This window comes from Nocardia sp. NPDC052254, assembly GCF_040679495.1.
Classification (GTDB): Bacteria; Actinomycetota; Actinomycetes; order Mycobacteriales; family Mycobacteriaceae; genus Nocardia.
On record NZ_JBFAUW010000003.1, the window covers coordinates 515,858 to 529,848 of the forward strand.

18 protein-coding genes are annotated in these 13,991 nt (G+C 67.3%); 9 read left to right on the forward strand and 9 right to left on the reverse strand.

Annotation, left to right across the window (positions count from 1 at the left end; all coding sequences use genetic code 11):
- The first annotated feature begins 45 nt into the window (after positions 1 to 45).
- Complete coding sequence (gene rsmD, locus AB0L57_RS11040) at positions 46 to 603, forward strand: 16S rRNA (guanine(966)-N(2))-methyltransferase RsmD (RefSeq protein WP_364960029.1); 558 nt, start codon at positions 46 to 48, stop codon at positions 601 to 603.
- Positions 604 to 783: 180 nt separating this feature from the next.
- On the opposite strand, the gene coaD is transcribed toward rsmD, so the two are convergent.
- From coaD to AB0L57_RS11055, 3 genes are all read right to left on the reverse strand, one after another.
- Positions 784 to 1,269 (reverse strand): pantetheine-phosphate adenylyltransferase, encoded by a 486-nt coding sequence (gene coaD / locus AB0L57_RS11045; protein WP_364960032.1) that lies wholly within the window; start codon positions 1,267 to 1,269, stop codon positions 784 to 786.
- A 64-nt stretch (positions 1,270 to 1,333) separates the two neighbouring features.
- Positions 1,334 to 2,371, reverse strand: a complete 1,038-nt coding sequence (locus AB0L57_RS11050; protein ID WP_364960035.1) for a hypothetical protein — start codon at positions 2,369 to 2,371, stop codon at positions 1,334 to 1,336.
- Between the two features lie 306 nt (positions 2,372 to 2,677).
- Positions 2,678 to 3,223 carry a GtrA family protein gene (locus AB0L57_RS11055; protein ID WP_364960037.1) on the reverse strand — a complete coding sequence of 182 codons (546 nt, stop codon included), beginning with the start codon at positions 3,221 to 3,223 and terminating at the stop codon, positions 2,678 to 2,680.
- Between the two features lie 253 nt (positions 3,224 to 3,476).
- Between AB0L57_RS11055 and AB0L57_RS11060 the strand changes: the two genes are divergently transcribed.
- The 7 genes from AB0L57_RS11060 to AB0L57_RS11090 all read left to right on the forward strand — a co-directional run bounded on the left by AB0L57_RS11060 (position 3,477) and on the right by AB0L57_RS11090 (position 8,485).
- Positions 3,477 to 4,223: a DivIVA domain-containing protein gene (locus AB0L57_RS11060; protein ID WP_364960040.1), complete on the forward strand. Its 747-nt coding sequence runs from the start codon at positions 3,477 to 3,479 to the stop codon at positions 4,221 to 4,223.
- Positions 4,224 to 4,315: 92 nt separating this feature from the next.
- Entirely contained in the window at positions 4,316 to 4,975 is a 660-nt protein-coding gene (locus AB0L57_RS11065) for a DUF177 domain-containing protein (protein WP_364960565.1), read from the forward strand.
- 2 nt (positions 4,976 to 4,977) lie between these two features.
- Positions 4,978 to 5,160 (forward strand): 50S ribosomal protein L32, encoded by a 183-nt coding sequence (gene rpmF / locus AB0L57_RS11070; RefSeq protein ID WP_030513024.1) that lies wholly within the window; start codon positions 4,978 to 4,980, stop codon positions 5,158 to 5,160.
- A gap of 23 nt (positions 5,161 to 5,183) precedes the next feature.
- On the forward strand, positions 5,184 to 5,939 hold the full coding sequence (gene rnc, locus AB0L57_RS11075) for a ribonuclease III (protein WP_364960044.1): 756 nt from the start codon (positions 5,184 to 5,186) through the stop codon (positions 5,937 to 5,939).
- A complete protein-coding gene (gene mutM / locus AB0L57_RS11080; protein WP_364960046.1) occupies positions 5,939 to 6,796 on the forward strand; it encodes a bifunctional DNA-formamidopyrimidine glycosylase/DNA-(apurinic or apyrimidinic site) lyase in 858 nt (285 codons plus the stop codon). The genes rnc and mutM overlap by 1 nt, the downstream gene beginning before the upstream one ends.
- A gap of 88 nt (positions 6,797 to 6,884) precedes the next feature.
- Positions 6,885 to 7,469: a dihydrofolate reductase family protein gene (locus AB0L57_RS11085; protein ID WP_364960049.1), complete on the forward strand. Its 585-nt coding sequence runs from the start codon at positions 6,885 to 6,887 to the stop codon at positions 7,467 to 7,469.
- Positions 7,466 to 8,485, forward strand: coding sequence for a PHP domain-containing protein (locus AB0L57_RS11090; protein WP_364960052.1), 1,020 nt, complete (start codon positions 7,466 to 7,468; stop codon positions 8,483 to 8,485). The genes AB0L57_RS11085 and AB0L57_RS11090 overlap by 4 nt, the downstream gene beginning before the upstream one ends.
- A 12-nt stretch (positions 8,486 to 8,497) precedes the next feature.
- On the opposite strand, the gene AB0L57_RS11095 is transcribed toward AB0L57_RS11090, so the two are convergent.
- Genes AB0L57_RS11095 through AB0L57_RS11115 form a run of 5 tightly spaced genes read right to left on the reverse strand, consistent with a single transcriptional unit; the run spans position 8,498 to position 11,868 of the window.
- Positions 8,498 to 8,950, reverse strand: a complete 453-nt coding sequence (locus tag AB0L57_RS11095; RefSeq protein WP_364960055.1) for a DUF350 domain-containing protein — start codon at positions 8,948 to 8,950, stop codon at positions 8,498 to 8,500.
- 36 nt (positions 8,951 to 8,986) lie between these two features.
- Positions 8,987 to 10,153, reverse strand: coding sequence for a glutathionylspermidine synthase family protein (locus tag AB0L57_RS11100; protein ID WP_364960058.1), 1,167 nt, complete (start codon positions 10,151 to 10,153; stop codon positions 8,987 to 8,989).
- Positions 10,154 to 11,092 carry a hypothetical protein gene (locus AB0L57_RS11105; RefSeq protein ID WP_364960060.1) on the reverse strand — a complete coding sequence of 313 codons (939 nt, stop codon included), beginning with the start codon at positions 11,090 to 11,092 and terminating at the stop codon, positions 10,154 to 10,156. It abuts the gene before it with no gap.
- 24 nt (positions 11,093 to 11,116) lie between these two features.
- A complete protein-coding gene (locus tag AB0L57_RS11110; RefSeq protein WP_364960063.1) occupies positions 11,117 to 11,398 on the reverse strand; it encodes an acylphosphatase in 282 nt (93 codons plus the stop codon).
- Entirely contained in the window at positions 11,395 to 11,868 is a 474-nt protein-coding gene (locus tag AB0L57_RS11115) for an OsmC family protein (RefSeq protein ID WP_364960066.1), read from the reverse strand. Before AB0L57_RS11115 ends, AB0L57_RS11110 begins: the two co-directional genes overlap by 4 nt.
- 193 nt (positions 11,869 to 12,061) lie before the next feature.
- On the opposite strand from AB0L57_RS11115, the gene AB0L57_RS11120 reads away from it, so the two are divergent.
- Positions 12,062 to 13,258 carry a cytochrome P450 gene (locus tag AB0L57_RS11120; protein WP_364960069.1) on the forward strand — a complete coding sequence of 399 codons (1,197 nt, stop codon included), beginning with the start codon at positions 12,062 to 12,064 and terminating at the stop codon, positions 13,256 to 13,258.
- A gap of 13 nt (positions 13,259 to 13,271) precedes the next feature.
- Here the strand turns inward: AB0L57_RS11120 and AB0L57_RS11125 are convergent, their stop codons facing one another.
- Positions 13,272 to 13,979 (reverse strand): response regulator, encoded by a 708-nt coding sequence (locus tag AB0L57_RS11125; RefSeq protein ID WP_364960073.1) that lies wholly within the window; start codon positions 13,977 to 13,979, stop codon positions 13,272 to 13,274.
- Positions 13,980 to 13,991 lie beyond the last annotated feature (12 nt).

Sequence of the window (13,991 nt, forward strand, 5' to 3'; positions counted from 1 at the left end):
CCGGACGGTGTTTCGGACCGGCCGAGGCGATATCGAGGTCCCGCGGTGACCAGGATCGTCGCGGGTTCGGCCGGTGGGCGGCGGCTGCGCGTCCCACCGGCCGGGACCCGGCCCACCTCCGACCGGGTTCGCGAAGCCCTGTTCAATCTGCTCGCCGCCCGGATGGATTTCGACGGCGCCCGGGTGCTGGACCTGTACGCGGGCTCGGGTGCGCTGGGGCTGGAGGCGTTGTCGCGCGGGGCATCTCACGCGCTGCTCGTCGAATCCGACCGCAAGGCCGCCGCGATCATCCGCGGCAATATCGCCGACCTCGCCATCTCCGGCGCCGAATTACGTGCGGGCACAGTCGCTTCGGTCCTGGCGACCGCGCCGGCCGAACCCTATGACCTGGTGCTGTCGGATCCGCCCTACGCCGTGACCGAAGCCGCGATCGAGGCGGATCTCGCGGCGCTGGCCACCGGCGCGTGGTTGCACGAGGACGCCCTGATCGTCGTCGAGCGATCGGCCCGCTCACCGGAAACCGATTGGCCTGCACCGTATTCGGCGCTGAAGCCCCGCCGCTACGGCGAAACCCGCATCGACCTGGCGGAATACCGCCCCTGAACGACACCGCGGGCGCCCCGGCGACGGTCGGCCGCGAGCCCTCGGGATCATTGTCCGTGCCGGACGGCGTCCGACGGTGGTGGGGCCTGTTCTCTGCGCTCCGGCCGTGATCCTCGCGTGTGTTCCGCTCCGGCAGTCGCCCCGACGAGATCGGGCACGCGGTGCCCGAGTGGGTACCTCTCAGCCGCGACGTTCGGCGATGCGAGCCAGCAGCCGCTTGTGCACCGCAGGCGGAAGCATGTCGGCAACATCGCCGCTCAAGGCCGCGACCTCCTTGATCAATGAACTCGACAGGAAGGTGTGGGCCGGATTGCTGGCCAGGAAATAGGTGTCGACGCCCGTCAATTTCCTGTTCATCTGCGCCATCTGCAGTTCGTAGCCGAAGTCGGTGGCGTCGCGCAGGCCCTTCACGATCGCGTTGATGCCCTGTTCGCGTGCGAAGTCGACCAGCAGTCCGTACCAGGACTCGATGCGCACGTTGGGCAGATCGGAGGTCGCCTCGCGCAACATCTCCATCCGCTCGTCGATGCTGAACATGCCTTGCTTGTTCTTGTTGATCAACACGGTCACGACAACCTCGTCGAATTGCGCGGCCGCCCGTGAAATGACGTCGATATGTCCGTTGTGGACCGGGTCGAAGGACCCGGGGCACAGTGCTCCAGCCATACCGCGACGCTAACAGGTACCGGTGGGTGCCGCCTCGGTGGACCGCCCGGGCGGCACCACCGGTTCACAGGCGTCGTAACCGGAGAGATCTCGGCGCAGGCGGGGGTGCCGGCCGGACGATCCCGCGAGCGGGTTCGGCCCTGGCCCGTGCCAGCGCGGCCTGTAGACGGGCGGTGGCCGCACCGGCGGCCAGGTCCCGCAGCGTGGTGCGCACGAGATGGAATCCGTAGCGGCGCAACAGTCCATCGCTGGGCGCGGCCCGGCGCTCGTCCTGCGCGGTCCCGGCGATCGTGATCACCACGCCGATGCGGCCCAGGTGGATATCGACCGCGCCCAGCACCGTGCCGTCGTCGGCGCAGACGATGCCGCCGGCGCCGGCGGGCGGAAAACCGAGGCGCCACAGAAGCACCCGGGCCCGGGACTGGGAGACCCCGGTGCTGCCCGGATCCAGGAATCCGGCGATCCGGCGGGCGGCATGGGCGCCGTGCCGTCCACGCGCGGCCTCCAGTTCGCGGGCGAGATCTGCTGCGGTGACACCGAATTCCCGGCTGAGCGCATCGCCGACCACCACCGCCGGCTCGAATGCCACCGTCCGGGCCAGATCGACCACGGTCCGTGCCGGACTGGTCACGGCGAGTCCGGCACGCTCGGCGACCAGGTCGACCGGTGCGCAGTGCACCTGCAGATCCGCCTTGATGCGGCCACCGTTGCGGCGGTTGCGGGTCACATGCACCCGATCCAGCAGCGTCGGGGCCATCGGCGCACCGAGCAGAACAGCCGCCGACTGGTGGCTCACCACCGCGTCGGCCGCCATCTCCGGCAACAGAGCCGTGACCGCCAGCCGATGCCGTGCCACCGGATCCAGCTCCGCGAACGCGTCGGATTCGGCGTAGGTACCCCGCCGCACCCGGCGCCAGGCGCCGCCCGCGCATCGGCGGCGGATCTCGTCATCGCTCATGCCGCCGGACACCACGTCCCGGCGCCGGTGCACACCGGTAGCGCGCGCCGAATATGTGACGGTTCCGGACGAGCCGGGCCGCTCGCTCGTCTCGGTGCGCCGGTCGGCGAAGTCGATGTGCGCGCGGCCGTTTCCGGCGCTCACTGCGGATCCGGATCGGTCCGCGGCCGGGAACGACGCTCCTCGGACAACCGTCGACAGGCGGCGGCCGGCTGTACTCGCGGATAGCGCGGCGTCGCGCCGTGCCGCGGTGTTGTGGTGCTGTGCAGCAGACCGTTGCGCCATGACCTGCGGTGACGGGAACACTGGTGCATTGCCGAACCTCCCACGATGAGAACTAGCAACAACGTTTGCTGAGTTAGGACGCGGGGTAATTCGCCCTGGTTCCTTGCACAAATGACCAGGTTGTAGCCGCACCCCGTGCATGAGGTGCCGGCCGTCGGCGGTGGATCAGAACACCCACCAGCGCAGGGTGACGAAGCGCATCGCGCCGACCGCGGCCGTGATACCGATGACCGCGATCGCCTCGGTCACATCGTCGAGTCCCGGCGCCACCAGATCGAGAACGGCCAGTGCGCCGGAGGTGATGGCCAGACCCGCCAGCGCCAGCCCGCCGCCCTCGAGTTGTGCGGCCAGCCAGCCCACCCGGCCGGCGGCATGGAAGGTCAACCGCCGGTGTAGTTCGTTGGCCAGCGCGGTGCTGACGATGGACCCGGTGAGATTGGCGATCTGCGGACCGCCGCTGTAGCAGGCCAGGAACAGCAGGAAGTAGCCGATATTGCTGAAGCCGCCGACCAGTGCGAACCGGACGAGCTGGGACAGCCAGTGATCGCCGCGCAGATAGTTCGCGAAGCGCGAGGCCAGCCCGCGGTTGCGCGGTGGTGACTGCTGCGGTTCGGGCGTCTCGGACAGCAGATCGCTGGTCACCAGAGATATGCCCGGACCGGGCTGTGGATGTACCCACAGACCCGGAAGTACCGGATATAGGACCGCCATTGTCGTTCCGATCGCACTGGGCCGGACGTCGAGCGCTGACGGTCCGGCTGATCTACCGCTCGGTATAGAAAGATAGCACCAAGCGGAGAGATTCCCTCCACTTGATTTGTGTGGGATGGGAAACACCCCGCCGACACACCGGTGGTGATCTGGGCAGACATCGGCAATACGGGCAGACTGGGCGAAGGCAGTAACAAGCCGTCGCGGCTCCCATGGGCTGCGAGAAGTTCGGCAGGAGAGTGGGGTCAGCAGTATGTACCGCGTATTCGAAGCACTCGACGAACTCGTCGCGATCGTCGAGGAGGCGCGAGGTATCCCGCCGACCCGCAACTGCATCGTTCCCCGCGGTGATGTGCTGGAACTGCTCGACGACGTCCGCGAGGCCATTCCGGGAGAACTCGACGACGCCCAGGACGTGCTTGATCACCGCGACAAGATCGTCACCGACGCCCGGGAATCGGCCGAAGCCACCGTCACCGGCGCCAACGACCAGGCCGAGCGCACCGTCGGCGGGGCCCGCGAGGAGGCCGACCGGCTGCTCGCCGACGCCAAGGCGCACGCCGATCGCATGGTCGCCGAGGCCCGCGCGCACGCCGACCACCTGGTCGCCACCGCACAGGCCGAGGCCGATCGGGTCGTCACCGAGGGCAAGGCCGAATACGAGGCGGTGACCGGCCGGGCCCGGACCGAATCCGAGCGGATGATCGCGGCGGGCCAGGCCTCCTACGATCGCTCGGTGGCCGAGGGGCAGGGTGAGCAGGACCGGCTCGTCTCGCAGACCGAGGTGGTCCGCGCCGCGCACGCGGAGTCCGCACGGCTGATCGATTCCGCGCAGGCCGAGTCCGATCGGCTGCGCGAAGAGTGCGATCAATACGTCGATTCCCAGCTGGCGGATTTCGAGGAGACCCTGCATTCGACGCTGCGCACGGTCGGTCGGGGGCGCCAGCAGTTGCGTTCGGGTGCCGGAGTTCCCGACTACGCGGCCGAGTTCCGCCGCTGAGTGTTGCCCGCTACCGGGATTTGGGGGGATAGCCGCAGTTCGCGTACTGTGGAGTGGTTGCCCAAACCCCCACGAATGTGAGTGAGTTTCCGATGCCCGCCGAATCCGGTTCCGGTTCGCGTCGTCGTCAGACGGACGCGGATTTCGTGCTGGACACCCGCAGTCTGGGGCGTTCCCCGGGTTCGATGCGGCAGTTGCATCGGGTCGTCACCACATCCGGACGGATCGGCCTGGACCTGATCGCGATTCCGGCCGGAGCCGAGGTCGATCTCGATCTGACCTTGCAGTCGGTTTCGGAAGGTGTGCTGGTCACCGGAACGGTGTCGGCGCCGATCGAGGGGGAGTGCTCGCGCTGCCTGGAGCCGTTCACCGATGAGCTGGAACTCCACATCACCGAGCTGTTCGCCTATCCCGACAGCGCGACCGAGCAGACCACCGAGGAAGACGAGATCTACCGGCTCGTCGACGACATGATCGATATCGAGCCGGTGGTCACCGACGCGGTCGGCCTGGAACTGCCGCTGCAACCGCTGTGCGAACCCGACTGTGCCGGTCTGTGCCCGGAATGTGGGGTGCGGATGGCGATTGCGGGTCCGGATCACACACATGAGATACTGGACCCTCGCTGGGCGGGGCTTGCGAAATTCGCGAGCGAAACCCCCGGCACGGGCGTCTCCGATGCCCCATCAGACGTAGACCGATCTCTTGCCGCCCGCAACGGTGCGGCAAGTTCGACAACCGAGGAGAAGTAGTCGTGGCCGTTCCGAAGCGCCGGATGTCTCGTGCCAACACCCACTCGCGGCGCAGCCAGTGGAAGGCCACCGCGCCTACCCTGATCACCTGCCCGAACCGGGCGTGTGGTCAGAAGACCCTCCCGCACATCGCGTGCCCGAACTGTGGCACCTACAAGGGCCGTCAGGTCACCTCGGCCATCTGATCTGCTGATCAGGTAGCCGCGACGTGACCGCCGGTAAGGACCAAACGGACGCACCCGCAGCGGGCGATGCCGCTGACCACGCCAGCCTCCTCGAGGCACTCGGCGTGGTGGTGCGCCCGGATCTGCTCCGGCTCGCGCTCACGCACCGCTCGTACGCGTACGAGAACGGTGGTCTGCCGACCAACGAACGCCTGGAATTCCTGGGCGATTCTGTTCTGGGACTGAGCATCACCGAGCGCCTGTACTTCGAGCATCCGGAGAAATCCGAGGGTGAGCTCGCCAAACTGCGTGCCAGTGTGGTGAACATGCATGCCCTGGCCGAGGTCGCGCGTGGGCTCGGCGAGGGCGGCCTCGGCCGTCATCTGCTGCTCGGCAAGGGAGAGGAGCTCACCGGCGGTCGGGACAAGGCGAGCATTCTCGCCGACGGTATGGAATCACTGCTCGGTGCCGTGCATCTGGAGCACGGCATCGAGACCGCGCGCGAGGTGGTGCTGCGGCTGTTCGCCGAGCTCCTCGAGCGCGGCCCGCGGATGGGCGCCGGGCTGGATTGGAAGACCAGCCTGCAGGAGCTCACCGCCGAGCGCGGTATCGGTGTGCCGAGTTACGAGATCACCTCGATAGGCCCCGATCACGACAAGGAATTCACCGCCACCGCGGTGATCGGCGGTCAGGCCTACGGCCAGGGCGTCGGCCGGTCGAAGAAGGAAGCCGAGCAGAAGGCCGCCGGCGCCGCGTGGCGATCACTGACCGCCGGCACGTCCGCACAAGCTGGGGATTGATGCCGGAACTGCCCGAGGTAGAGGTGGTGCGGCGCGGAGTCGCCGAACACGTCGTAGGCCATATCGTGGAATCGGTCCTGGTCAAACATCCACGCTCGGTGCGCAGGCACGAACTCGGCGGTGACGATCTCGCCGCCCGGATGACGGGTCTGCGCGTCGAATCCGCGTGCCGGCGTGGCAAATTCCTCTGGCTCACCTTCGACGAGCCCGATCTCGCCCTGGTGGTGCACCTCGGGATGAGTGGGCAGATGCTGGTGCAGCCCGGCGACGCCCCCCTGGAGAAACACGCGCACATCATCGCCGGACTCGACGGTGGTACCCAGTTGCGATTCGTGGATCAGCGAACCTTCGGTGGCTGGGCGCTCAATCGGCTGGTGGCCGTCGACGGTGACCAGCTGCCGGAATCGGTCGCCCATATCGCGCGCGATCCGCTCGACCCACATTTCGACACCGACGCGGTCGTCGCCCGCATGCGCGCCAAGTCCTCCGAGATCAAGCGGGTGCTGCTCGATCAGGCCGTGGTGTCGGGAATCGGCAACATCTATGCCGACGAGGCCCTGTGGCGAGCCGGGATACACGGCGAACGCACCGCTGCCGCTCTGACGAAACCGGCCCTGCGCGGATTGCTCGGCGAGGTACGGGCCGTGATGAGCGCGGCCCTCGACGCCGGCGGTACCTCCTTCGACGCGCTGTATGTCAATGTCAACGGCAACTCCGGCTATTTCGAGCGATCGCTGGCGGCCTATGGGCGTGAGGATCGTCCGTGCCGTCGCTGTGGTGCGCCGATCCGCCGCGAGAAATTCATGAATCGCTCCTCGTTCTCCTGCCCGCGCTGCCAGCCGAAGCCCCGACGGTGATGAGTACCGAAGCCTCGGCGCTGGTGATCGCCACGCGCTAACGTTCTCGGTGTGTCCGACAACACCGCTTCGTATGAAGGGAGAACGGATGCGCAAGCTCACCTACTACGTGGCCTCGACGATCGACGGGTATATCGCCACGGCGGACGAGTCGGTCGACTTCTTCCCCGTCGGCGGTGACCACGGGCCCGCCATCACCGCCCAGTACCCGGAAACCCTCCCGACCAAGGTGCGCGAATCCTTGGGCATCGACAAGCCGGGCGAGAGTTTCGACACCGTGCTCATGGGTCGCAGAACCTACGACTTCGGCGTCCGCACCGGAACCTCGAGCCCCTACGCGCATCTGCGGCAGTTCGTGGTCTCGGCGACGCTGCCCGGCGATCCGGATCCCGACGTCGCCCTCATCTCCGCCGATCCGCTGACCCGGGTGCGGGAGCTGAAGCGGGAGCAGGGGGCGGGAATCTGGCTGTGTGGTGGCGGGGAATTGGCACATACGCTGCTGCCGGCCATCGACCAGATCTTCCTCAAGATGTATCCGATCGTGCTGGGACAGGGACGGCCGCTGTTCGGCACGGGTGCCGGGTTGCCGGAACCGGCGCTGTTCCGGGTCCTCACCAGCCGGGTGTTCGAGGACGGAGTGGCGTTCGTCAAGTACAGCCGGATCACCCGGTGACGAGCCCGGACCCGGTCGCCGCGCTGCGTGAGATCGCGTTCTGGATGGAACGTGAACGCGCGCAGACTCATCGGGTCAAGGCCTATCGGCGAGCCGCGGACACCGTGGCCGCGCTGCCGGACGCCGAATTCGAGCGGCGCCGGGAATCCGGTGGCTGGCAGGAACTTCCGGGTATCGGACCGAAGACCGCGGCGGTGATCGAACAGGCCGGTGCCGGGATCGTGCCCGAGCGACTGGCGCAATTGCGTGCGGCCGCACAGCCGATCGAGCCCGCGGGCGCGCACCTGCGTGCGCTGTTGCGCGGGGATCTGCACACCCACTCCGACTGGTCCGACGGTGGTAGCCCCATCGAGGAGATGATGCGTACCGCCATCGCACTGGGCCACGATTACTGTGCGCTGACCGATCATTCGCCGCGGCTGCGGGTGGCCAACGGATTGTCCGCGCAGCGATTGCGCCGGCAACTCGGGGTGGTCGCCGAACTCAACAGCCGGCTCGCGCCCTTCCGGATCCTCACCGGAATCGAGGTCGACATCCTCGATGACGGCAGCCTCGATCAGGATGCCGAACTGCTCGAACAACTGGACCTCGTGGTCGCGAGCGTCCATTCGAATCTGCGCGCGGATTCCGACACGATGACCAGGCGGATGGTGTACGCGGTGGCGAATCCGCACGTCGATGTGCTCGGCCATTGCACGGGCCGGCTCGTGGCCGGGGAACGCGGTCTGCGCCCGGAATCGTCTTTCGACGCCGAGGTCGTGTTCGAGGCGTGCCGGCGCTACGAGACGGCGGTGGAGATCAACAGCCGCCCCGAACGGCGGGATCCGCCCGGCCGGCTGATCCGGCTGGCGGTGGAGATGGGCTGCCTGTTCAGCATCGACACCGATGCGCACGCACCCGGCCAGCTGGACTGGCAGGGTTACGGATGTGCGCGGGCGATCGCCCACGATGTCGCGGCGGAACGCGTCGTCAACACCTGGGCGCTCGACGAGCTGATGGCGTTCACCGCCCGGTGAACGCCCGGCGCGTCACAGGATCGCGAACGCGACCACCATGCCGATCGCCAGGTGCGCGGCGGCCACCAGCAGCGACTGGATGTGGTAGGTACTCGATTTGAGCAGATCGCCGATGTGCAGGCCGATGCTCCATTCGAGCAGCCGGATGGAGATCACCTGGGCGATGATCCCCACCAGCCCGTAGATGGCGGTGCCGATCAGGCCTTCGACGAGCCGGCCGCCGGAGGAGTAGATCGCGAGAACGACGATCAACGCCATACTCACCATGCCCGCGGAGGCGATGATGACCGCATTGGGGTTGCCGGTGGCGACCATCTTGCGCAGCGGGCCGGGCGTGCTGCTGTCGATGGCCTGGAATCCGATCAGCATCAGCGCCAGTCCCAGCACCGCGTACAGCGCGATCGCGCCGACGCCGTGACCGATCGAATTCCAATACCCTGATTCCAGCGCGAGGGTGGACGACACAGGTTCCTCCGGTGTTAGTGATCGAGTCGCTGACGGCTATGCGGTCGGTATGCGATGTGGAACGAAGGTCGCACCGTCATCGGTGATGAGTCCGGGTGATTCGCGGATGCCCAGTCCGGCCGCGCTGTCGCCGACGATCCAGGCACCCAGTACCGGCCGCAGACCGTCGAAATCCGGTAGCGGATCCAGCATCTGGTAGACGAACCCCTCCTCGCCGTACACGCCGCCGGTCGAGGTCTCCATCCCGGCGCCGACGATCGTCATGTTGGCGCCCTCGCGGCCGAGCTTCGGTTTGCGGATGTATTCGGTGAGCTCGTGCGGATCATCGATGTAGGCCGGTAGCAGATTCGGGTGACCGGGATACATCTCCCACAGCACCGCCAGCAGCGCCTTGTTGGAAAGCAGTGTCTTCCACAGGGGTTCGACCCAGGCGGTCTCCGGGATCGAGTCGACGACGCGCTTGCCGAATTCGTCGTCGAGCGCCCACTCCCACGGGTACAGCTTGAAGATCGACCCGATCGGCGCCTCCGCCAGATCGACGAATCGCTCCAGCTCGGTGTCGAATCCGATTTCCTCGATCGGCAGCGCGACCGTGTCGAAACCGGCCTCGGCGGCGGTCTCCTGCATGTACGCGGTGGTGACGTTGTCCTCACCGGACCCGTCGGCCGAAGACCAGGTGAAGTGCAGCTGATTGGTCGGGACCTGGTCCAGCACTTCGCCCCAGCGCTCGACGAGCTTCTCGTGCAACGAGTTCCATTGATCGTCGCCGGGGTGGACGTCGGTCAGCCAGTGCCACTGCACAATGGCCGCCTCCAGCAAAGAGGTCGGCGTATCGGCGTTGTACTCCAGCAGTTTCGCCGGGCCGCGACCGTCGTAGCGCAGGTCGAAGCGGCCGTAGACATACGGGTCGCTGCGCTGCCACGACTTCTTGATCGGCTCCCAACTCCATTCGGGCAGACCGAAATCGGCGAACCGCTCGGTGAGCACGATCTGCTCGACAGCGTGCAGGCACATCGAATGCAGGACCTCGACCTGGGCCTCGAGTGCCAGGATCTCGTCGAGATCGAATTCGTAGTGCACCGATTCGTCCCAGTAGGGACGCAGTGCGCCGTCGGCGTCGCGTCCGGGTGAACCGAATACCAGGCCCTGCTCTTCGACGATCTGCTGCCAGCCGGCACGTTGCGAATTGCGCATCCGGCGCATCTAGGACCCTCCACTGGAACCGGATTTACTGCCGAGACCGCCGCGCACGACGGTCCCGCTCTTGGTGCTGACGGTGGCCTTCTTCGGGGCGACCGTACTGCCGCCGCTCGGCGGCTGCCCGACGGTGTTGTTACCGCCGTAGTAGTAGCGGTATTGATGGCCGTTGTAGAAGAAGATGCCCGGAGTGCCGCCGTAGTAGCCGCCGCCACTGCCGGCGAACGACTGGGCACGCACGCAGTCGTCGTCGTTGACGACGACCTGCCGTCCGTTGTCGTCGGTGATGCAGGAGGCGGTCACATGCGGTTTGTGAACAGCCTGGTACGCCAGATATCCGGCGCCCACCACCGCGGCGACACCGGCGACCGCGACACCACCGATGAGCATCTTGCGCTTGTTGCGCTTCTTGTTCTCCAATGCCTCGGCGGCGGCGCGCTCGGCTTCCTCGGCACGCTTGCGTGCCTTGTCCCGAGCCCGGGACTCGGCCACCGTGGGCGGCCGGGGCTGGGTGACACCGGCCTCCTGGCGCTGCATGCTGCCGCGCATCCGGCGAGGGGACTCGGATCCTTCTGCGCCGCCGGGTGTTTCACCGGCCGCGGCGTCGGTGACTCCCGCCGGTGGGTCGGGCATGCCGGGTACCGGCGGCATTCCGGGCAGATCCGGGATGCCGGGGAGCGTCGGCGCCGGTGGTACCGCGTTCGGATTCGGCAGGGTGGGTGCGGGTTCGCCGATCCGCACCGTGGGCTCACCACCGGCCGGTGGCTGGTCTCGATCGACGGGATCGGGTGGGGCCGGGAACCGCACCGTCGGATCCGATGTGCCGACTTCTCGCGGGTCGCCGGTGTCCGGCTCGCCGTTACCGCCGTCCCCCGCGGAGGGTGCGGCACCGGAATTCCGTGTTTCCCCGTCCCGGCGCTCACCGCCCGGCTCATGTGTTGCCAACGCTCGACTCCTGTTTCCCCGCCGCTACCGTTCCTCGAAGCCTGTGATCCCGCCGAGGGCGGCGCCCCAGTTTTCCACAACCAGATCGACGCGACCAGGCGTGTCATCCGACCGCAACAATGCCAGCAAACGTTCACAGGCCGCCCGCGGCCCCTCGGCGACCACGTGCACCCGCCCGTCGCGGGTATTGCGGGCGTGGCCGATCAGACCCAGTTCCAGCGCCCGGGCGCGGGTCCACCAGCGGAAGCCGACACCCTGCACCGTCCCGTGCACCCAGGCGCTGAGCCGGACGGGCTCGGCGGTCACGAGTCGATCTGGAAGGTCAGGTTCACCGTGGACCCCGCCTTCAGCGTCCGGCCCACGGTGCAGACCTTGTCGATGGCACGCTGCACGGTCACCAGCAGGCGTTGCCGGGCGGCCTCGTCCAGCTCCGACAGGTCGAGTTCGACGACCTCGTTCAGTTCCGGATAGACCTCGTTCTCACGGTCGGCATCGCCGGATACACGAATGACGGTGTCGTAGTTCTCGCCCAGCCGGTTCGACAGCGGGAAATCCGAACTCATTCCGGTGCACGCGGCCAACGCGATCTTGAGCAGCTCGCCGGGCGTGAACACGCCCTCGACGCCGTCGGAACCGATGAGCACCTCGGCGCCGCGCGAGCTGCGCCCGGTGTAGCGGCGGGTGCCGGTGCGCTCGACCCACAGCTCGGTCGCAGGCTTCGCAGCCTTCGGCGCCCCGGTCGTAGCGGCGGAGTTACCGGTGGTCTGTTCGGACATACCGTCGATCCTGCCATCGCGCGTGCGCAGCCCGCATCGTGGCTCGGATTCGAGCCCGGTGAGCGCCGCTCGGATGTGTCCGAACTCACCAGATTCTGGGCGATATCGGGAGAAATGCTCGTATGCCCGCGTCCGGCACCCTACGCTGGCCACGGAATTCGACCGCTGTACATCTTCACGACTAGGTGGGCCGGTGACCGCCATCGCCGATATCTACGATCCGGCAGCCTATGCCGACGACTCCATTCACGATCTCCTCGGCGGTCTGCGCCGCACCCGGCCGGTCTACCGCCAGCCGATGCCCGACGGCACCGAGTACTGGGCGGTGCTCACCCACGCCGATGTCGTGCACGTGGCCCGCAATCCGCAGCTCTTCTCCGCCGAGCGCGAGGGGGTGCTCCTGGAGGATCAGCCGCCGGCTCGACTGGCGCAGAGCCGCAACATGTTGCTGATGATGGACCCGCCGCGCCACACCTCCTATCGGAAACCGCTGGCGCAGAACTTCACCACGCGGGTGATCGGCCGCATGGAGGACCAGATTCGCGCGCTCACCCGATCGTTGCTCGAATCGGCGTCCGGCACGGTCGAATTCGTGCACGATATCGCCGGGGTACTGCCCAGCCAGGTCGTCGGCGGGCTGTTCGGGATCCCGCAGGAGGACTGGCCACGGATCCGGCGCTGGGCCGAACAGTCCACCAGCGCGCAGGACCCGGATCTGGCCGGTGATCTCGATCCGGGTGCCGAGATCTCACCGCTGGCGCGCTACGCCATCGACTTCGCGGCTCGCCGACGCGCCGACGAACAGCCGCGTGCCGATCTGACCGCGCTGATCCTGGCAGGGAACTTCGGTGGCCGGCCGATGGCGGAATTCGAATTCGGTGGCTTCTTCACCCAATTGGTCACCGCGGGCAACGACACCACCAAGACGATGCTCTCCTCAGGGCTGCAACTGCTGCTCGACCATCCCGCCCAGCTCCGGGATCTGCGCGCGGACCCGAGCCTGATTCCCGGTGCGGTGGAGGAGATTCTGCGGTTCGCGAATCCGCTGCACTACTTCCGCCGCACCGCGACCGAGGACACCGAACTGCACGGCGTGCCGATCCACGCGGGCGACAAGGTCGCCATGTGGTACACCTCCGCCAACCGGGACGAGACCGTCTTCGACGATCCGCAGCGGTTCGACATCCGCCGTAATCCCAACCCGCACCTGTCCTTCGGTACCGCGCACCACTTCTGCCTGGGCGTCCATCTGGCGCGGCTGGAAGGCCGGGTGTTCTTCGAGGAACTGCTCGCCCGGTTCCCCGATATCGAGCAGGTGGGATCGGCCCAGCGCATCCGATCCAATCTCAGCAACGGACTCAAGGAACTACCGATCCGCCTGTCGCACTGAGCCGTAGCGCGGCTCAGGCCTGGAAGCGGTAACCCATACCCGCCTCGGTGAGCAGGTGTTTCGGGTGGGAGGGGTCGTCCTCCAGTTTGCGCCGCAGCTGGGCCAGATAGACACGCAGATAATGGGTTTCGGTCGCGTACGACGGTCCCCACACCTCGCGCAGCAGTTCGCGGCGGCCCACGAGTTTGCCCTGATTGCGGACCAGCATCTCCAGTACACCCCACTCGGTCGGGGTCAGATGGATGTCGTGGCCGCCGCGGGTGACCTTCTTGGCCGCGAGATCGACGGTGAAGGACGCGGTCTCGACGATCGGCAGCGATTCCTCGGTGGCCGAGACCGAGCGGCGAACAGCAGCGCGTAGCCGGGCCAGCAACTCGTCCATGCCGAAGGGTTTGGTGACATAGTCGTCGGCCCCGGTGTCGAGGGCCTGCACCTTGTCCGAGGAATCGGTGCGTGCCGAGAGCACGATCACCGGCATCGAACTCCAGCCGCGGATGCCGGCCAGGACCTCGATACCGTCGATATCGGGCAGTCCGAGATCCAGGACCACCACATCGGGATGTTTCTCCGCGGCCGCCCGCAGCGCGGCCGCACCGGTGGCAGCGGTGATCACGTCGTAACCGCGCACCGACAGATTGATCCGCAGCGCCCGCAGGATCTGTGGTTCGTCGTCGACGACCAGCACCCGGGTCGCGGGAACCGCGCGTTCACTCGATGTCACCGCACCTCCTGT

Bases quoted from the DNA above. Each gene is read 5' to 3' on its own strand.
- coaD (WP_364960032.1), bottom strand. From the start codon at position 1,269: ATGGCTGGAGCACTGTGCCCCGGGTCCTTCGACCCGGTCCACAACGGA.
- AB0L57_RS11055 (WP_364960037.1), bottom strand. From the start codon at position 3,223: ATGGCGGTCCTATATCCGGTACTTCCGGGTCTGTGGGTACATCCACAG.
- AB0L57_RS11060 (WP_364960040.1), top strand. From the start codon at position 3,477: ATGTACCGCGTATTCGAAGCACTCGACGAACTCGTCGCGATCGTCGAG.
- AB0L57_RS11065 (WP_364960565.1), top strand. From the start codon at position 4,316: ATGCCCGCCGAATCCGGTTCCGGTTCGCGTCGTCGTCAGACGGACGCG.
- mutM (WP_364960046.1), top strand. From the start codon at position 5,939: ATGCCGGAACTGCCCGAGGTAGAGGTGGTGCGGCGCGGAGTCGCCGAA.
- AB0L57_RS11085 (WP_364960049.1), top strand. From the start codon at position 6,885: ATGCGCAAGCTCACCTACTACGTGGCCTCGACGATCGACGGGTATATC.
- AB0L57_RS11100 (WP_364960058.1), bottom strand. From the start codon at position 10,153: ATGCGCCGGATGCGCAATTCGCAACGTGCCGGCTGGCAGCAGATCGTC.
- AB0L57_RS11115 (WP_364960066.1), bottom strand. From the start codon at position 11,868: ATGTCCGAACAGACCACCGGTAACTCCGCCGCTACGACCGGGGCGCCG.